The 18735-nt window shown below is 69.8% G+C and carries 13 protein-coding genes and 2 pseudogenes; 5 read left to right on the top strand and 10 right to left on the bottom strand.

The window, feature by feature from the left end; genetic code table 11:
• Window positions 1–38: 38 nt before the first annotated feature.
• The 4 genes and pseudogenes from KCH87_RS16810 to KCH87_RS16795 form a co-directional block, all read right to left on the bottom strand.
• Complete coding sequence (locus KCH87_RS16810; protein ID WP_210586900.1) at window positions 39–1700, bottom strand: glycoside hydrolase family 13 protein; 1662 nt, start codon at window positions 1698–1700, stop codon at window positions 39–41.
• Between the two features lie 181 nt (window positions 1701–1881).
• The gene (locus KCH87_RS16805) at window positions 1882–2790 is read right to left on the bottom strand and encodes a sugar ABC transporter permease (protein ID WP_210586899.1); all 909 of its coding nucleotides are present in this window, start codon (window positions 2788–2790) and stop codon (window positions 1882–1884) included.
• A 13-nt stretch (window positions 2791–2803) separates the two neighbouring features.
• Window positions 2804–3736: pseudogene (locus KCH87_RS16800) on the bottom strand (carbohydrate ABC transporter permease); the annotation flags it as partial.
• Window positions 3737–3853: 117 nt separating this feature from the next.
• Window positions 3854–5125 carry an extracellular solute-binding protein gene (locus KCH87_RS16795; protein WP_210586897.1) on the bottom strand — a complete coding sequence of 424 codons (1272 nt, stop codon included), beginning with the start codon at window positions 5123–5125 and terminating at the stop codon, window positions 3854–3856.
• A 379-nt stretch (window positions 5126–5504) separates the two neighbouring features.
• On the opposite strand from KCH87_RS16795, the gene KCH87_RS16790 reads away from it, so the two are divergent.
• Both KCH87_RS16790 and KCH87_RS16785 read left to right on the top strand, forming a co-directional pair.
• Window positions 5505–6551, top strand: a complete 1047-nt coding sequence (locus KCH87_RS16790; RefSeq protein WP_308298843.1) for a LacI family DNA-binding transcriptional regulator — start codon at window positions 5505–5507, stop codon at window positions 6549–6551.
• A 131-nt stretch (window positions 6552–6682) separates the two neighbouring features.
• Window positions 6683–7546: a phosphatase PAP2 family protein gene (locus tag KCH87_RS16785; RefSeq protein ID WP_210586895.1), complete on the top strand. Its 864-nt coding sequence runs from the start codon at window positions 6683–6685 to the stop codon at window positions 7544–7546.
• A 176-nt stretch (window positions 7547–7722) separates the two neighbouring features.
• Here KCH87_RS16785 and KCH87_RS16780 read toward each other — a convergent pair whose 3' ends face one another.
• Both KCH87_RS16780 and KCH87_RS16775 read right to left on the bottom strand, forming a co-directional pair.
• Window positions 7723–10761: a bifunctional [glutamine synthetase] adenylyltransferase/[glutamine synthetase]-adenylyl-L-tyrosine phosphorylase gene (locus KCH87_RS16780; protein WP_210586894.1), complete on the bottom strand. Its 3039-nt coding sequence runs from the start codon at window positions 10759–10761 to the stop codon at window positions 7723–7725.
• Window positions 10762–11107: 346 nt separating this feature from the next.
• Entirely contained in the window at window positions 11108–11923 is an 816-nt protein-coding gene (locus KCH87_RS16775; protein WP_210586893.1) for a hypothetical protein, read from the bottom strand.
• A gap of 160 nt (window positions 11924–12083) precedes the next feature.
• On the opposite strand from KCH87_RS16775, the gene KCH87_RS16770 reads away from it, so the two are divergent.
• The 3 genes from KCH87_RS16770 (at window position 12084) to KCH87_RS16760 (ending at window position 13915) form a co-directional block, all read left to right on the top strand.
• Window positions 12084–12842, top strand: a complete 759-nt coding sequence (locus KCH87_RS16770) for a response regulator transcription factor (protein WP_210586892.1) — start codon at window positions 12084–12086, stop codon at window positions 12840–12842.
• Window positions 12843–12908: 66 nt separating this feature from the next.
• On the top strand, window positions 12909–13460 hold the full coding sequence (locus tag KCH87_RS16765; protein ID WP_210586891.1) for a pyridoxamine 5'-phosphate oxidase family protein: 552 nt from the start codon (window positions 12909–12911) through the stop codon (window positions 13458–13460).
• 2 nt (window positions 13461–13462) lie between these two features.
• Window positions 13463–13915 carry a VOC family protein gene (locus tag KCH87_RS16760; protein WP_210586890.1) on the top strand — a complete coding sequence of 151 codons (453 nt, stop codon included), beginning with the start codon at window positions 13463–13465 and terminating at the stop codon, window positions 13913–13915.
• A 213-nt stretch (window positions 13916–14128) separates the two neighbouring features.
• Here the strand turns inward: KCH87_RS16760 and KCH87_RS16755 are convergent, their stop codons facing one another.
• The 4 genes and pseudogenes from KCH87_RS16755 to KCH87_RS16740 form a co-directional block, all read right to left on the bottom strand.
• Complete coding sequence (locus KCH87_RS16755; protein WP_210586889.1) at window positions 14129–15883, bottom strand: NAD+ synthase; 1755 nt, start codon at window positions 15881–15883, stop codon at window positions 14129–14131.
• Window positions 15884–15959: 76 nt separating this feature from the next.
• Window positions 15960–16220, bottom strand: a pseudogene (locus tag KCH87_RS16750) (multicopper oxidase domain-containing protein); the annotation flags it as partial.
• A 44-nt stretch (window positions 16221–16264) separates the two neighbouring features.
• Window positions 16265–16645 carry a DUF6153 family protein gene (locus KCH87_RS16745; protein WP_210586888.1) on the bottom strand — a complete coding sequence of 127 codons (381 nt, stop codon included), beginning with the start codon at window positions 16643–16645 and terminating at the stop codon, window positions 16265–16267.
• 89 nt (window positions 16646–16734) lie between these two features.
• Window positions 16735–18681, bottom strand: a complete 1947-nt coding sequence (locus tag KCH87_RS16740) for a protease pro-enzyme activation domain-containing protein (RefSeq protein WP_210586887.1) — start codon at window positions 18679–18681, stop codon at window positions 16735–16737.
• Between the last annotated feature and the right edge of the window lie 54 nt (window positions 18682–18735).

Raw genomic sequence — 18735 nt, 5'->3', positions numbered from 1 at the left:
GCGACGTGTACGGTCGCGGCATCGGACGGCGATTCCTCTCAGGCCGTGGCCCACCACACCGTCGTGTCCGCCGGTACCTTCGCCTCTCCCTCCGCCTCCGTCACCTCACCGCTCGCGAGCAGCACGCGGCCGTGGGTGGGCACGGTGACCGACTCGCCGCCGGTGTTCGCGACGCACACGAAGTCGCCGCGGCGGAAGGCGAGGACGCCTTCGGGGGCCTTGAGCCACTCGACGGCGTCGCCCGCGCCGAGGTCGGGCTGGGAACGGCGGACGGTGAGGGCGGAGCGGTAGAGCTCGAGGGTCGAGTCCGGTTCGCCCGTCTGGGCCTCGACGCTCAGCTCGCCCCACCCCGCGGGCTGCGGCAGCCAACTGCCGCCCGTGCCGAAACCGTACGACGATCCCGTGCGCGTCCACGGGACCGGCACCCGGCAGCCGTCGCGGAAGCCGTCCTGGCCGGCGCCGCGGAAGTACGCGGGGTCCTGGCGCACCTCGTCGGGCAGGTCGACGACATCCGGCAGTCCGAGTTCCTCGCCCTGGTAGATGTACGCCGAGCCGGGCAGCGCCAGCATCAGCAGGGTCGCCGCGCGGGCCCTGCGCAGGCCCAGTTCGCGGTCTCCCGCCAGGCGGATCTGCGTGCCGAGGCCGGGTTCGTTGGCGAAGCGGGTGGCGTGCCGGGTCACGTCGTGGTTGGACAGCACCCAGGTGGCGGGGGCGCCGACGGGGCGCATCGCCTCCAGCGTGAGGTCGACGACCTTGCGGAGTTCCTTCGCGTTCCAGTCGGTGCTCAGGTACTGGAAGTTGAAGGCCTGGTGGAGTTCGTCCGGGCGGACGTAGTTGGCGGTGCGCTCGACGGTCGGGGTCCAGGCCTCCGCGACGAAGATCCTCTCCCCCGCGTACTCGTCCAGGACCGTGCGCCACTGACGGTAGATCGCGTGCACGCCGTCCTGGTCGAAGAACGGCATGACATCGTTGCCCAGCAGCTTCAGTTGTTCGTGCGAGCCCAGGTCAGGGAGGCCCTCCGCCTTCACCAGGCCGTGCGCCACGTCGATGCGGAAGCCGTCGACGCCCATGTCCAGCCAGAAGCGCAGGATCGAGCGGAACTCGTCCCCGACGGCCGGGTGTTCCCAGTTGAAGTCGGGCTGTTCGGGCGCGAAGAGGTGCAGATACCACTCCCCGTCCTCGACCCTCGTCCACGCAGGTCCACCGAAGATCGACTCCCAGTCGTTCGGCGGGAGTTCGCCGCTCGCGCCCTTGCCGGGGCGGAAGTGGTAACGGTCGCGGAGGGGGGAACCCGGTCCCTCCGCCACCGCCCGCTTGAACCACTCGTACTGGTCGGAGGAGTGGTTGGGGACCAGGTCGACGATGATGCGCAGACCCAGCTCGTGGGCGTCGCGGATCAGCGCGTCGGCGTCGAGGAGGTTGCCGAACATGGGGTCGACGGCCCGGTAGTCGGCGACGTCGTAGCCGGCGTCGGCCTGCGGGGAGGCGTAGAAGGGGCTCAGCCACACCGCGTCGACGCCGAGGTCACGCAGATACGGCAGCCGGGTTCGTACGCCTTCCAGGTCCCCCATACCGTCGCCGTTGCTGTCGGCGAAGCTGCGCGGATAGACCTGGTAGATCACCGCGTCCCGCCACCAGTCGCTGCGCTTGGCTTTGGCGGAGTTGGGTGCCGGGGCGATGGCGGAGTGCTGCTGGGTCATGGCGTCCTTGGTACGTAACGGGGTTCTGGTCATGGGGAGTTGGTGACGAGGCGGCCACGGTGACAGCGGGGTCGGATGGCCACCGCGGCCGCCTCGAGTTTTCAGGAAGGGAAGGGCAACGCCCGTCTTTTAGGGGCGCGGGGAACTGCGCGACAAGCCACGACGGCGCCGCGCCTGAAACTCAGCCCTTCGTGCCACCGGCAGTAAGCCCGGTAACCAAGTTCTTCTGCACGAGATAGAAGAACGCAGCCGCAGGTATCGCGATCAACACAGCCGTCGCAGCCATCAGATTCCGCTGAGCGTCATGCTCACTCACGAAGCTCTGCAGTCCAACCGCCAGCGTGTACTTCGTGTCGGACAGCATGAACGTCGAGGCAAAGGCGACCTCGCCGAACGCGGTGATGAAGCTGTAGAACGCGGCCACCGCCAGTCCCGGCCTGGCGAGCGGCAGGATCAGCCGCGCGAACGTGCCGAAGGGGCTCAGCCCGTCGACGCGCCCGGCCTCGTCGATCTCGAACGGGATGGTGTCGAAGTAGCCCTTGAGCAGCCAGGCGCAGTACGGCACCGCGGTCGAGCAGTAGACGAGGACGAGGCCACCGTAGCTGTCGATGAGCTTCAGCTCCGACAGGATCTGGTACATCGGCACCATGAGTACGGCTACCGGGAACATCTGGGTGACCAGTAGCACCCACATGAACTTCCGGTAGCCGGGGAAGCGCATCCGGGAGACCGCGTATCCGGTGGTGGCGGCGACCAGCACACCGATCACGGTGGCACCCAGCGAGACGATGAGCGAACTCTTCAGCCAGTCGATGAAGTTCGTGTCCGACAGGACGAACGAGTAGTTGTCGAACGTCATCTTTCCCCAGATCCCTCCGGGGTGCAGATAGTCGTCCTTGTCCGGGCCGAGGGAGAGGAAGACCAGCCAGGCGATCGGGAAGAGCGCGATCAGGCTCGCGACGATCAGCAGGCCGTGCGATGCGAGGGACGCGCCCGGGCCGTGCTCTCCGCGCCGGCGCGCCTTGCGGGGTGCGTCGGACGAGGGGGGCTGGTCCGCCGGAGCGGACGTCTTGACGGTCGTAGTGCTCATGGGGGCTCCCGCCTCAGATCGCGAGCTGCTGGTCATTGCGGTTCAGCCAGCGGCGGTAGAAGGAGGTGAAGACGATCAGGATGGCCAGCAGCAGCATGCCGTAGGCCGCCGACTGCGCGAAGTCGCGCGGCTGCTGTCCGAAGCCGAGGTAGTAGGCCCAGGTGACGAGGATCTGGGCGTCCGGGGCGGTGTCGCCGAACAGCAGGAAGATGATGGCGAACTGGTTGAAGGTCCAGATGATGCCGAGGAGTACGACGGTGGAGCTGACGGACCTCAGGCCGGGCAGGGTGACGTACCGGAAGCGCTGCCAGGGGGTGGCGCCGTCCATCTCCGCGGCTTCGTACAGAGTCGAGTCGATCGACTGAAGGCCGCCCAGCAGCGAGACCATCATGAACGGCACACCGCACCAGGTGTTGACCATGATCGCGGCGAATCGCTGCCAGAAGGTGTCCTCCAGCCACAGCGGCGTCGGCAGGTGCAGGGTCTCCAGCGCCGAGTTGATGATGCCGCCGTCGGCGAGCATGAACCGCCAGCCGAAGACCGTGACGAAGGTGGGCACGGCCCAGGGCAGGACCAGGATCAGCCGGTAGAAGGTGCGGCCGCGCAGCTTCTGGTTGAGCAGCAGCGCGAGGCCGAGGCCGACGCAGTAGTGCAGGGCGACACAGGCCGCCGTCCAGAAGACCGTCCAGATGAAGTGCGACCAGAAGCGGTCGTAGGAGGTCTCGCCCCACAGGATGTCGGCGTAGTTGTCGAAGCCGATGAACTTGTAGGTGGCCTCGATCTCGTTGACGCCGATCGTGCGACCGGTGTTGAGGCTGTTGGCGTCCGTGAGCGTCAGGTAGAAACCGTACGCGAGCGGATACAGCACAAGGACGCCGAGCACGATGACCACCGGGGCGATCATCGCGTACGCGTACCAGTACTTCTGGTAGCTGTGCTTCAGGCGCTGGACGGCGACTGTCATGTTCGGCACTTTCTGGAAGCTCGGGGGTTACGACGCACAGGCCGATGGCCGCCGGATCCGTCCCCCCATTTCAGGCGCGGATCCGACGGCCACTCGGGGTCACTTGCTGAAGTCCGGCACCAGCTTGGCGATCGCGGTCTCGGCGTTGCCCAGGCCGTCGTCCAGGGACTCCTTGCCGCCGGCGATCTTGGGCAGCTCGGTGTCCAGCGGGACCCAGAGGGAGCTGTACTCGGGCAGCGCGGGGCGCGGCTGGGCGGCGGAGAGGACGCCCTGGTAGCCGGCGATGCCCGGGTCGGCCTTGACCTCGGCGGTGTAGGCGTCGTCGCGGGTCGGCAGCGTGGAGTTCTTCAGGGCGGTGGTCTCCTGGGACTTCGCCGAGGTCATGAACTTCAGGAACTTCAGCGCGGCCTGCTGCTTCGCCTCGTCGGAGCCGGCGTACACGGAGAGGTTGTGGCCGCCGGTCGGGGCGCCCGCCTTGCCGGTGGAGCCGGCCGGGACGGTGGCGATGCCGAGGTTCTGCTTGTCCTTGAACGCGGAGCCCTTGTAGAAGTTGGTGATCTCCCACGGGCCCTGGATGATCGCGGCGACCTTGCCGTTGACGAAGGCGTCCTGGATGTGGGCGTAGGCGTCGGCGGTGGTGTCGGCCTTGTGCAGGCCCTTGCCGTCGAAGAGGCCGAGCCAGGTGCCGTACGCCTTCTTGGCCTCGGCCGAGTTGACGGTGACCTTCTTGGCGTCGGCGTCGACCGTGTCGGTGCCCTCGCCGTAGAGGAACGACTGGGCGTAGTAGCCGGCGGTGGATCCCCAGTAGCCGTCGACGCCGGTCTTGTCCTTGATCGTGGCGGCGGCCTTCTTCAGGTCGTCCCAGGTCTTGGGGGCCTCGACGCCGGCCTTCTCGAAGAGTTCCTTGTTGTAGACGAGCGCGAGGGTGTCGGTGACGATCGGTACGCCGTACGTCTTGCCCTCGTACTTGGCCTGCTCGATCAGGCTGGGCTGGAACTTGCTCTCGTCGGCGAGGGCCTCGGTGCCGTCCAGCGGAAGGAAGAAGCCCTTCTTGGCGAAGGCGGGCGTCCAGCCGACCTCGGAGCGCAGCACGTCCGGGGCGCCCGAGGCGCCGGCGGCGGTGTCGAACTTGTTCTGCGCCTGGTCGAAGGGGACGTTGACGTAGTTGACCTTGATGTCCTTGTTGGCGGCCTCGAACTCCTTGACCAAGGCCTGGTACGTCGGCGCCTCATTGGTGGCGTTGGACGTGTCCCACCAGGTGATGGTGACCGGGCCGTCGGCCTTGTCGCCACTGTCGCCGTCTCCGCCGCAGGCCGTCGCCGCGAGGGCGAGGGACGCCACCAGCGCGGTGGCCGCTATGCCACGCCGCATGAGTTCTCCTTGAGGGTGAAAGCCCGTGGGCCTCAGGAAGCGGTCCCGTCCGCTGTTCCTGTCGACTTGCCGACTGCGCCGTTGCCGCCGCCGGGCGACGTGAACGTAACAAGGTTGCAAGCGTCACGAAAGACCTTGCTGCAAAAAAGTGCAAGCGATCACCGAAGTTATCCGGACGTGACCGGACGGCGACCGCCGTGAGACGCTTGTTTACGGCCGTAGAGCGGTTGGGGCGGCTTATGCAAGACTCTGCAAGCTCTTGCCATCACTTTCACGAGGGAGCGCGATGACCCAGCAGCCCCGACCGGTCCGGTCAACAGGTCGCCCAGGACGCCGGATTGGTGTGCAAGGCGCGGGGCGGCCGGTACAGTCCAATCCCGTGACCACACGGCTTGCCGACATCGCTGCTCAGGCGGGGGTGAGCGAGGCGACCGTCAGCCGCGTCCTCAACGGCAAGCCGGGCGTCGCCGCCACCACCCGCCAGTCCGTGCTGGCCGCACTGGACGTCCTCGGCTATGAGCGTCCCGTACGGCTGCGGCAGCGCAGCGAGGGCCTGGTGGGCCTGATCACGCCGGAGTTGGAGAACCCGATATTCCCGGCGCTGGCCCAGGTGATCGGCCAGGCCCTGACGCGTCAGGGCTACACGCCGGTGCTGGCCACCCAGACCCCGGGCGGTTCGACGGAGGACGAGCTGACCGAGATGCTCGTCGACCGGGGCGTCGCCGGGATCATCTTCGTCTCCGGACTGCACGCGGACACCTCCGCCGACATGCAGCGCTACGAGCAGTTGCGCGCTCAGGGCGTGCCGTTCGTGCTCGTGGACGGCTTCTCCCCCAAGGTGCAGGCACCGTTCATCTCGCCGGACGACCGCGCGGCGATGACCCTTGCGGTCACGCATCTGGTGTCGCTGGGGCACACCCGGATCGGTCTCGCGCTCGGCCCGAAGCGTTTCGTGCCGGTCCAGCGGAAGATCGAGGGCTTCGTCCGCACGATGCAGGACCAGCTCGGGCTGGCCACGGACACGATCGAGTCGGAGCTGGTCCAGCACTCCCTCTACACGCTGGAGGGCGGCCAGGCGGCGGCCACCTCACTGATCGGACGCGGCTGTACGGCGGTGGTGTGCGCCAGCGACATGATGGCGCTGGGCGCGATACGGGCGGCGCGGCAGCACGGTCTGGAAGTCCCCCGGGACATCTCGGTGGTGGGTTTCGACGACTCCCCGCTGATCGCCTTCACCGACCCGCCCCTGACGACGGTCCGCAAGCCGGTTCCGGCGATGGGACAGGCGGCGGTGCGGACGTTGCTGGAGGAGATCGGCGGGACGCCCGCGCCGCACAGTGAGTTCGTGTTCATGCCGGAACTGGTGGTACGCGGTTCGACGGCTTCGGCGCCTGGTGAGCGGACCGGGGACCGGAATCGTCCCTGAGGCGGAGAACCCCCCTCCGCAGCAGTGCGCTGGTAGGAGATTGCGGGCGTACGGTCGTCGTAGAACGTGCGGGCCGAACCCGACCGAGGGATGATCGGAGGGCCAAGGCTTTTCTGGCAGACTCTGTGCCTATGGGTGAGACGACCGTGACGACCACCGAGGAAGGCCGCGAGGAGGCCGTTCCGCACCCTGTCACGGTCGAATCGAGGCCCGGTCTGCTGGGTCGGCTGCGCGCTCCGCGCCGGCCCCGGTTGTGGTTCGAGATCCTTTTGATTGCGGTGAGTTACTGGACGTACTCACTGATCCGCAACGCCGTCCCGGAACAAAGAGGACAGGCTCTGCGCAACGCCGACTGGCTCTGGCGGCTCGAGCATAATCTCGGGATCGCTGTCGAGGAGTCGGTCAATCACGCGGTGAATTCGGTGACTTGGCTCATCGTCGGCATGAACTACTACTACGCGACACTGCACTTCGTGGTCACTCTGGGTGTCCTGGTGTGGCTGTTCCGCAGTCATCCAGGCCGCTATGCGGCGACCCGGCTGGTGCTCTTCGCGACGACGGGCGTGGCCCTCGTCGGTTACTACCTGTATCCGCTCGCCCCGCCGCGCCTCATGAACGGCCAGAGCTTCATCGACACGGTGATGGTCCACCAGACCTGGGGTTCGATGGCCTCCGGCGACCTGAAGAACATGTCCAACCAGTACGCCGCGATGCCGTCGATGCACATCGGCTGGTCGGTGTGGTGCGGACTGACGATCTTCGCGCTCGCCTCGGTCCCGTGGGTCCGCGTCCTCGGTCTGCTCTACCCGGTGGCCACGCTGGTGGTGATCGTCGCCACCGCCAACCACTTCTGGCTGGACGCCGTCGGCGGCCTGATGTGCCTCGCCTTCGGCTACGGGGTGGCCCGGCTCTGGTACGGGACACTGCCGTACGCGCTGCCGAAGCTGGTGCCCGTGCGGGGGACGGGCCGGGCGTTGTTGCCGGGGAAGGTGTAGCGGCACCCGTCCGTCCGCTGACCCGGTACACGACGTGACCGCCGGTCACCGTCAGTCGCACCTGGACAGGAGCGGTCACCGGGTCCAGGCCCTTCGGCTGTGTGCCGTCGCCGGGACCATCCGTACGTCGTAGGTGTGCGGCGGCTGCGTCGAGGCGGCCACCCGGCGGTGAGGGGTCACGCTCCGTAGAACAGCTCCTCCACCACGCCCCGTGCCCGTCGCGCCGTACGGCGGTATGCGTCGAGCATGTCGCCCACGTGACCGGGGCCGTAGCCCAAGTACCGTCCCACCGCGGCCAGTTCACGTCCGTGGGACGGGAAGGTGTCGCCGGCGCGGCCGCGGACGAGCATCACGGCGTTCCGCACCCGCGTCGCCAGCACCCATGCCTCGTCCAGGGTCGCCGCGTCCTCGCCGGAGATGAGCTCGGCGGCGCAGGCGGCGGCGAGGGCCTCGCGGGTGCGGGTGGTGCGCAGGCCCGGCTCGGCCCAGCCCTGGTGCAGCTGGAAGAGCTGGACGGTCCATTCGACGTCGGAGAGCCCGCCGGGCCCGAGCTTGGTGTGCAGCTTGGGGTCGACGCCGCGCGGCATCCGCTCGGACTCCATACGGGCCTTCAGACGCCGGATCTCACGGACGGCGTCGTCGCCGAGTCCCTCCGCCGGATACCGGAGCGGGTCGATCAGCTCGATGAAACGGCGGCCCAGGTCCTCGTCACCGGCCACGACTTCGGCCCGCAGCAGGGCCTGCGACTCCCAGACCAGGGACCAGCGGCGGTAGTAGGCCTCGTACGACTTCAACGTCCGTACGAGCGGCCCCGACTTGCCCTCCGGTCTCAGGTCCGCGTCGATCAGCAGCGGCGGGTCTGCGCTCGGGATCTGAAGCAGCCGGCGCATCTCGGAGACGACCTTGTTGGCGGCGTCCGCGGCCGCCCGCTCGTCGACGCCGTCGCGGGGCTCGTGCACGAACAGGACGTCGGCGTCGGAGCCGTAGCCGAGTTCGTGCCCGCCGAAGCGGCCCATGCCGATGATCGTGAACCGGGTGGGCAGTTCGTCGCCCCAGCCTCCCCCACTCTCGAATTCGCTCGAGCGGGCGGACCCCCATCGGACGACCGCGCGCAGGGTGCCGGCCAGGGTGGCGGCCGTCAGGTCGGAGATCGCGCCGCCGACGCGGTCGACCAGGGCACCCTGGTCGGCCTCGGCGGGCTGGGTCTCGGTGCCGTAGGAGCCGACGATGTCGGCGGCCGCCGTACGGAACAGCTCGCGGCGGCGGACTCCGCGGGCGGCCGCGACCGCCTGGGCGGCTCCGTCGGCGCGGCGGACGGCGGCGAGGATCTCCTGGTTCAGGTGGGCGTGGGAGCGAGGGGCGAGGCCGCCGCCGGTACCGTCTCCGTCGCCGAGCAGCGCCACGGCTTCCGGTGCGCGCATCAGGAGGTCGGGGGCGAGGCGGCCGGCCGACAGGACGCGGGCGAGGTTCTCCGCCGCCGCGCCCTCGTCGCGCAGCAGCCGCAGATACCAGGGCGTCTTGCCCAACGCGTCCGACACCTTGCGGAAGTTGAGCAGTCCCGCGTCCGGGTCGGCGGAGTCCGCGAACCAGCCGAGCAGCACCGGCAGCAGGGTGCGCTGGATCGCGGCCTTGCGGGTGACGCCCGAGGCCAGCGCCTCCAGGTGGCGCAGGGCGGCGGCGGGGTCGGCGTAGCCTAGGGCGACCAGGCGTTCGCGGGCCGCCTCGGCGCTCAACCGTGCTTCGCCGGGGGCGAGTTGGGCCACGGCATCGAGCAGCGGCCGGTAGAAGAGCTTCTCGTGCAGCCGTCGTACGACACTGCTGTGCCGCTTCCACTCACGGTTCAGCTCGGCCACCGGGTCGGTACGCAGGCCCAGCGAACGGCCGATGCGGCGCCGGTCGGCCTCGTCCTCGGGGACGAGGTGGGTGCGGCGCAGCCGGTAGAGCTGGATGCGGTGCTCCATGGAGCGCAGGAAGCGGTACGCGCTGTCGAGCTGGACGGCGTCGGCGCGGCCTACGTATCCGCCGGCGGCGAGGGCTTGCAGGGCGTCCAGGGTGGTGCCGCTGCGGAGGGAGGCGTCGGCGCGCCCGTGCACCAACTGGAGCAGCTGGACGGCGAATTCGACGTCCCGGAGGCCGCCCGGGCCGAGCTTCAGTTCCCGCTCGACCTCGGCGACCGGGATGTTCTCGACGACCCGGCGGCGCATCTTCTGGACGTCGGGGACGAAGTTCTCGCGCTCGGCGGCCTTCCAGACGAGGGGTTCGAGGGCGGCGACGTACTCCTCGCCGAGCTGGATGTCGCCGGCCACCGGGCGGGCCTTGAGCAGCGCCTGGAACTCCCAGGTCTTCGCCCAGCGCTGGTAGTAGGCGAGGTGGCTGCTGAGCGTGCGCACCAGCGGACCGTTTCTGCCCTCGGGCCGCAGATTGGCGTCCACGGGCCAGATCGAGCCCTCGACGGTGGTCTCGGAGCAGATCCTCATCATGTGCGAGGCGAGCCTGGTGGCGGAGCGCAGTGCCTTGGTCTCGTCCGCGCCGTCGACGGCCTCACCCACGAAGATCACGTCGACGTCGGACACGTAGTTCAGCTCGTGGCCGCCGCACTTGCCCATCGCGATCACGGCGAGCCGGCACAGCGCGGCATCTTCGGGCGTGGCGGTGCGGGCGAGGGCGAGGGCCGCGCGCAGGGTCGCGGTGGCCAGGTCGGCGAGTTCGGCGGCGGTCTCGGCGAGATCGGTGGTGCCGCACACGTCACGGGCGGCGATCGACAGCAGACAGCGCCGGTAGGCGACGCGGAGGGAGACCGGGTCGGTGGCCTCGGCGAGACCGCGCTCGAACTCCGCCACACCGGGGTGGAGGTCGCGCGGCTCGTACGTGACCAGCGCCTGCCAGTCCTTGGGGTGCCGGGCGAGATGGTCGGCGAGCGCGGCGGAGGCCCCGAGCACGCCGAGCAGCCGGTCGCGCAGCGGCTTCGCCGCTATCACCGTGTCGAGCAGTTCGCGCTGTGCCAGGGGGCCGGGCTGCACCTCCAGCAGCCGTACCAGACCGTGCAGCGCGAGATCCGGGTCGGCGGTCGCGCCCAGCGCCTCCAGCAGCACCGGGTCGCTCCGCATGGGCGCGAGCTCCACGCTGTCCAGAAGCCGCTCGGCGGCCGAGGGATCGGTGAAACCGTGCCGCAGCAGCCGCGTGAAGGTACTGCTCCTGCGCCCCGGCGCCGTCATCCCCGGCCTCCTGTCGGATCAAGGTCGTCCGGCCAAGAGCCTAACCGGAGAAGCCGGGACAAGCGCCGGGGCGTTTCAGCGGCTCACCACCACCGTGACCGGGCGCGACGGCTCGGCGACCACCGTGCCACCGACCTCGGCACGACGCCCCCCCAAGCCGACCGCCCGGCAACCCACACCACCACCCCGCACACAGCGCGCAGCCATTCAACGGACCACCACCACCGTGACCGGACGCGACGGCTCCGCCAGCACCACATCACCCGCCCCCAACCCCGGCACGACGACCCCCCAAGCCGACCGCCCGGCAACCCACACCACCACCCCGCACACGGCGCGCAGCGATTCAGCGGGCCACCACCACCGTGGCCGGACGCGACGGCTCCGCCAGCACCACATCACCCGCCCCCAACCCCGGCACGACCGCCGCCGGAGCCGACTGCCCGGCGACCGGCACCACGACGCTGTGCACGGTGCCCGGGCGGCCGCTGTCGGGCCGGGAGGCGTACTGGACGTTCAGGCACTGGCCGCGCAGCCGTGTCAGCGCGTCCGTGACGGGTGTGCCGGGCTCGATGTCGGGCAGGGTCACACGCCGGTTCACCAGCGGGTCGAGCCCTGCACACGCGCGGTCGTCCGGCGGCTCCACCGGCTGTCCGGACCGACCCCCGTGCGGTCCGGACAGGGTGAGGCGGGTGAGGTCCCCGACGGTGCCGTTGGTGGTGTCGACGCGGATCGTGGCCCGGCGCAGCCACTGGAGCGGATGCCCGTCGAGTTCGGCCAGCGTCCAGTTCGCGGTGTCGACAAGGAATCCGGTCTCGACGGCGGGCTCCTCCAGGGGCGGCAGCCGGTGTGCCGCGCCGCGTGCGGCACGCTCCTGCGGCCAGTGGCGCAGGACGACGAGGAGCTTGTCGTCGGGGCGGGCGAACCCGTGGGCGCGGCCCGCGGTCACCGGGTACGAACCGGCCGGCGTGACCGCCTCGCGGGAGGCGCCTGAGAGCTCGATGCCGCCCCGGGGGCCGAGCGTGAACCCGGCCCTGGAGAAGGCCTCGCCCGGCACCGAGGCGGTCGCGGTGGACGACGCGTCACACCCGGTGACCAGCAGGGCGGCGGCCAGCGGGACGGCGCCCACGGCCAGGGCCGCGGGTCGAAAGTGGGTACGCATGGGATGCCTCCGTCTCTCCCGGCAGCCGGGCCGGCTGCCTGTGTCGACGATGCGCCCCTCAACGGCCGTAGCCCATTCGTCATTTGACGAATCCCTGACGCCCCGGGCCCGCGCGGGGCGTACCTTCGCAGGAGGTGAGAACCGGCCCCGGGAGGCCGCCATGGCAGCAGCGCGTACGACGGCCGAGGTCCATCTGCGGCGCATGGCGGACGTCCTGGACGAGGCCCGGAAGGACCCCTCGGACGCGGTGCCGCCGAAGTCCCTGCTGCTCGGCCTCCAGCGACTGGTCCCCTGCGACTGCGCCTGCTTCTCCGAACTGGACGTCCCGACCCGGATCCATGTCAACGAGCAGGAGACGCCCTACGACAACTGGGCGAACATCGGCGGGGACGACGGCACTCTGGACGGCTACTGGCGATGGCGGCACCAGCATCTCCAGTGCCTGTGGGTCGCGGGGCCGCACAGCACGCCCGAGGCCACACAGCTGACCGACTACATGTCACTGCGCGAGCTGATGAACCTGCCGATCTACACCGAGCACCTGCGCCCCTTCAAGGTCATCGCGGCCGTCGCCCTGCCCACCGCGCCGAACCGTACCCGCGTCTTCCAGTTCCTGCGCGAGGAGGGCAAACCGTTCACCGACCACGAGATGACCACGCTCCGTCTGATGGCCCCGCATCTGTACGGGATCTACCAGGACGCCGCCCGCCGCAGTCGCCCCGCCGTGCGGCTGACCCACCGGGAACTGGACGTCCTGCGCTGCGTGGCTCTGGGCCTGACCACCCCGGAGATCGCCGAACAACTCGTCATCTCGCCCAGCACTGTCCGCAAGCACCTGGAAAACGTCTTCGGCCGCCTGGGTGTCTCCAGCCGTACGGCGGCCGTCGCCCGGGTGTTCCCGGAGGCGGAAGCCGTGTGAGCCGATGACTTCCGGGGCCGAGTGCGGTCTGCCCTGTCGAGGCACATCCGGAGGCTGGAGGCAGCTATGACCGACAACAACCCGCAGACCCGAACCGACGACAACCCGCAGACCCGACTGGACACCCGCTACAGCGACGAAACAGCGACCGCGACCCCCTGGCCGGAGGCCGAGAGGCAGCTCACCGAGGCCGAGCTGTTCTGGATCTCGACGGTACGACCCGACGGGCGCCCGCACGTCACCCCGCTGCCCACGGTCTGGGTGCACGGAGCGCTGCACTTCTGCACCGGCCCCGAGGAGCGCAAGGCCCGCAACCTGGCCGAGAACCCGCACGTCGTCCTGACGACGGGCACGAACACCTGGGACAAGGGGTACGACCTGGTGGTCGAGGGCGCGGCCAGGCGCGTGACGGACGACGCGGAGCTGCGCGAACTGGCGGCGCTCTGGGAGACGAAGTACGGCCCCTTCTGGCACTACGAGGTGCGGAACAACTGCTTCCACCACGGGGCGGGGCACGCGTATGTCTTTTCGGTGGCGCCGGTCACGGTTTTCGGCTTCGGTAAGGGGGAGCCGTTCAGCCAGACCCGCTGGCGGTTCGGCGGAGACCAGGAGGCGTAGCCGTGGACTTCACGCTCGAAGTGATCCCTCTGCCCGTGACCGACATCGACCGCGCCCGCGACTTCTACCGCGACAAGGTCGGCTTCCACGTCGACATCGACCAGGAGGTCATGCCGGGTATGCGCATCGTCCAGCTGACCCCGCCGGGCTCCGGCTGTTCGATCGCCCTCGGCGACAGCGTCTGGGAGCTGATCCAGAGCGAGACCAAGCCCGCACCCGGCTCCTACCAGGGCCTCCAGCTCTGCGTGGCCGACATCAAGGCGGCACACGCCGAACTGGTCGAGCGAGGACTGGAGGTCTCCGAGCCGGTCCAGTACTCCCCCGACGACGGCGCGACGTTCATGTACTTCAAGGACCCGGACGGGAATGGGTGGTCGATCCAGGAGTACCGACGCAGGGCGACGGAGCCGCTGCACCAGGCGCTCGCAGATCTGAAGAACCAAGGTCAGGGATAGCGGGCCAAAGGGTCTGACGTGTGGGACACGGGGCCACGGCAGAGACGTTCTGGCGTGGGCTCCGGCCGACGGCAACCCCTGTCGCGAGAGCGACGCACAGGGCGCCTGAGTGCCGACAGCACCACACCGGATGGCTGCCACGAACGGCGCGCGAAGGTCGGCATCGAGTACATCGCCCGGCACACGCCGAGCCGACGCCGGCCTTCGGCCCGTCTACGCCGTCTCGCGCCACCCGTTCGTGATCGGCAGCCGCCGGTCCTTCCCGAAGCCCTTCGGCGAGATCTTCGTGCCCGGCGGATACTGCCGCCGCTTGTACTCGGCGGTGTCAACCATGCGCAGCGTCTTGGTGACCAGCGCGGGGTCGTACCCGGCGGCGACGATCATGTCGGCGCCCTCGTCCCGGTCGACGTATCGCGCGAGGATCCCGTCCAGCACCGGATAGTCCGGCAGGGAGTCGGTGTCGACCTGCCCCGGCCGCAGCTCCGCGCTCGGCGGCTTGGTGATGGAGTTCTCGGGGATCGGCGGGGTCTGGCCCCGCTCCGCCGCCGCACGGTTGCGCCACTCGGCGAGGCGGAAGATCGACGTCTTGTAGACGTCTTTGATGGGGCCGTACGCGCCCACCGAGTCGCCGTACAGCGTCGAATACCCCACCGCCAGCTCCGACTTGTTGCCGGGGGCGAGGACGATATGGCCCTCCTGGTTGGAGACCGCCATCAGCATGGTGCCGCGCAGCCGGGACTGGAGGTTCTCCTCCGCCAGGCCCGACAGGCCCAGCGACCCCATGTACGCGTCGAACATCGGCTCGATCGGCACGGTACGGAAGTTCAGCCCCGTCCGCCGCGCCAGCTCCGCCGCGTCGCCCATGGAGTGGTCGGAGGAGTACTTCGACGGCATCGAGATGCCGTACACGTTCTGTGGGCCCAGCGCGTCGCACGCGATCGCCGCCACCAGCGCCGAGTCGATGCCGCCGGACAGACCGATCAGGACCGACTTGAAGCCGTTCTTGGCGACGTAGGCCCGCAGGCCCACCACCAGCGCCGAGTACACCTCCTCGTCGTCGTCGAGCCGGTCCGCGTAGCCGCCGGAAAGCTCCGGCTCGTACGGGGCGAGGGGCTCCTCCGACAGCACCAGCCGGTCGATGCGCAGACCGTCGTCCACGGTGCCGGTGGGCGCGTTGTGCGACGCGGCCGGCAGATCGAGGTCCAGGACCACACAGCCCTCCGAGAACTGGGGCGCCCGCGCGATCACCTCGCCGTCGCGGTCGACCACGATCGAGTCGCCGTCGAAGACCAGCTCGTCCTGCCCGCCCATCATGGCCAGATACGCCGTCGTGCAGCCCGCCTCCTGGGCCCGCTTGCGGACCAGTTCAAGGCGGGTGTCGTCCTTGTCGCGTTCGTACGGCGAGGCGTTGATCGAGAGCAGGAGGCCCGCCTCGGCCGAACGCGCCGCCGGCACACGGCCGCCGTCCTGCCAGAGGTCCTCGCAGATGGCGAGGGCCACATCCACTCCGTGGACCCGCACGACCGGCATCGTGTCGCCGGGCACGAAGTAGCGGAACTCGTCGAAGACGCCGTAGTTGGGGAGGTGGTGCTTGGCGTAGGTCAGCACGACCTCGCCGCGGTGCAGCACCGCCCCCGCATTCCGCGGGGCGCCGGCCGGCTGGCCGAACTTCGGCTGGGCGGCCTCCGTACGGTCGAGGTAGCCGACGATCACCGGCAGCTCCCCGAAGCCCTCGCCGGCAAGGCGCGCGGCCAGGTCCCGCAGGGCGGCGCGGGAGGCCTCGACGAAGGACGATCGCAGGGCCAGGTCCTCGACGGGGTAGCCGGTCAGCACCATCTCCGGGAACGCCACCAGATGCGCTCCCTGCTCGGCGGAGTGCCGGGTCCAGCGGACGATTGACTCGGTGTTCCCGGCGAGGTCACCGACGCGTGAGTCGATCTGGTTCAGAGCGAGGCGAAGTTGAGGCACGCGCCCAGTGTAATCGTCAGAGCGACGCGATGGGGTGGCGTGGAGTGTGGGGCACCCCACGCCGGCCCCTACGGCCTCATCGGCTGCGATAGCCGAGGACGGTCATCATCCCTGCCTCCGAGTGGTAGACGTTGTGGCAGTGGATCATCCACAGCCCTGGATTGTCGGCGTCGAAGTCGACCGTGAGCGTGCCGTTCGGCAGCACGATCGCCGTGTCCTTGCGTGGGCCGCCCACCACATTGGCCAGTGAGAACGTGTGGCCGTGCAGATGGATCGGGTGCCACATCGTCGTCGGGTTCGAGAACTCCAGCCGCACCCGCTCACCGGCCCGCACGGGATCCCACCGACGCGCGGGCAGTCCGAAGCAGCCGGTGCGCAGGCCTAGATGCGCAGCACCGACAGTTGGGCGAGGAGAAGACGGGGCGGGGGCCGGTTCGGCCGAAGGGCGTACAGCGGGCGGACCGGCACGACCGTGCGGGCGGCCGCCCGAAGGTCCCCACCGAGCGCCACCGACAGCAGCCATACGAACGCGAAGGCGCCCAGCACCGCCAGACACACCGACGCCGGATCCATGCCGCTCATCGGAGGCGTCTCGTCGTGCGCCGAATCCGCCGGAGGCACGTGGGTCTGGTGCACGGCGGCCGGCGAGTGGACCCCGGAGTGCTCCGCCGGATGCCCCACCGTGTGCATCGTCACGACCCCGAGGAGCAGCACGGCGAACAGCAGCAGCCGCCCGTACGTCCCTCTCCTCGTCCCGGCCATGCGAGGCACCTTACCCCCACCGGGTATACGCGTACGCCCGCCCCCGGAGAACCGGGAGCGGGCGTACGGCATCACCTGGGCCGATCACTTCAGCGTCGGCCGTACGACTCCACGTATCCCCGCGCGGGCGACCCCACGCCCGTCACGTCGTCGTACCCCTTGACCGCCTTCAGCGAGCTGTCGTCGCCGAGGGTGCGCACGGACGTGGCCAGGCCGCCGCTCGCGTCATAGCCGTTGACGAAGTCGACGCGGGCCACGGCGAGTCCGGAGCCCGTGGGGGCGTCCGTGACGTCGTGGTACGCCGTCGAGCCGTACTTGGCGTAGATCGCCGGGTTGGCGAAACCGATCGCCTTCCCGCCGCGCGCCTCCTGCGCCAGCGCCTGCACCGCCGCGATCACCGGCGCGGCGAGCGAGGTGCCGCCGATCCGGTACTCGCTGTACTGCGGCGAGCCGTCGGGGAAGGTCTGCGTCTGGCCGACGAGGAACCCGGTGTTCGGGTCGGCGATGGCCGAGATGTCCGGGACGACGCGGTTGCCGGAGGCGCTGTTGGCCTGGGCGAGTGCGTCCGGGACGACACCCTTCTGGTAGAAGGGCTCGGTGACCGTCCTGCTGGTGCCGCCGCCCGCGCCCGAGGTGTACGCGCCCGGGAAGTCGACCCAGCTCTTGCCGTCGTCCGACAGCAGCGCCTTCTGGGTGCCCCAGCCGGTCTCCCACTGGTACGTGTCGCCCTTGCCGACCGCCAGCGACGTACCGCCGACAGCCGTCACCCACGCCGAGTTGGCCGGAGTGTCGACCTGCTTCGTACCGGTGTGGGCGACCTCGTCGCCGTTGTCGCCGGAGGAGAAGTAGAAGCCGATGCCCTCGACCGCGCCGAACTGGAACACCTGGTCGTAGGCGGCCGCGAGATCCGGCGTCTGGTTGGCCTCGATGTCGCCCCAGGAGTTGGAGACGATGTCGGCCAGGTGGTTGTCGACGATCGTGCTGATCGAGTCGAGCAGATCGTCGTCCATGCAGGACGCGCCGCCCACGTAGGTGACGTGCGCGTCCGGCGCCACCGCGTGCACGGCCTCGACGTCGAGGGTCTCCTCGCCGTACCAGCCGGCGGCGTCGCACTCGTCGGCACCGGTGTGCGTGTACTTCTTGGGCAGCACCTGACTCAACTGGCCGGTCTTCCAGGCGGCGTCGCCGTGCTTCGCCGCGTAGGTGGCCGCGTCGTGGGCGATCGTCGGCGAGGCGTACGCGTCGGTGATGGCGACCCGCACTCCCTTGCCCGTGTGCTGGCCCGCGCCGTACGCGGCGCGCAGCTGCTTGCCCGTGTAGCCCTTGACGGCGTACGGGATTTTCGTGCCGTACGCGTCCGGCAGCGTGGTCGCGACCTTGGAGCCGTAGTACGAGGAGAACGGCCCCGCGTTCTTGAACACGGTGGACGGCCCGGGCAACTGGTCGTCGTGGCTCGCCCGGTGCGGGGCGTTGTCCAGGCCGGTGACGGTCAGGACGGCACCGTTGAGGCTGTCCGGCGCGGACGCAGTCTTGGCGGGCGCGCGGTAGGTCTTCGCGCCCTTGGTGTACTTGTGCAGCTGGGTGCCGAACGCCTTCTCGGCGGCGGCCACCTCACCGGTCACGGAGACGTAGTGCTGTGTGACACCGGTGACCGCGAGCCCCGCGGACTTCAGCCACGCCTTGACGGCGGCGATCTGGGCCGCGGTCGCACCGAACCGGGCCTGCGTCTGATCGGCGCTCAGGTACTTGCCGTACGAGGCCGAGTCCGGGTCCGACACGGCCTTGGCGTACGCGGCCAGACCGGTGGCGTCCCGGCCGGCGAGATAGACCCGGGCGGAGACCGCGGAACTGTCCGACGCGGCCCCCTTGTCGGCCTTGGTCGTGGCCCACGCGGGTTTGGTGCCCGCGAGCAGGTCCCGGACCGGGTTGTCCGCGGCGTGCGCCGCGGGTATGCCGAAGGCCAGCGCCCCGGCGAGCATCGGCAGTGTCGCCGCCATGCCCGCCACGGCGCGCGCCTTGGCGCGGTTGGATCTCATGGAACCCCCTGGATGCGGTTCGTCGCGAGTGATCACTCGACGGTGGCCACTCTC

It is taken from the genome of Streptomyces sp. GESEQ-35 (genome assembly GCF_017948485.1).
Lineage (GTDB): Bacteria > Actinomycetota > Actinomycetes > Streptomycetales > Streptomycetaceae > Streptomyces.
The sequence above is the reverse complement of the archived record's forward strand: the minus strand, read 5'-3'. Positions and strand labels throughout refer to the sequence as shown.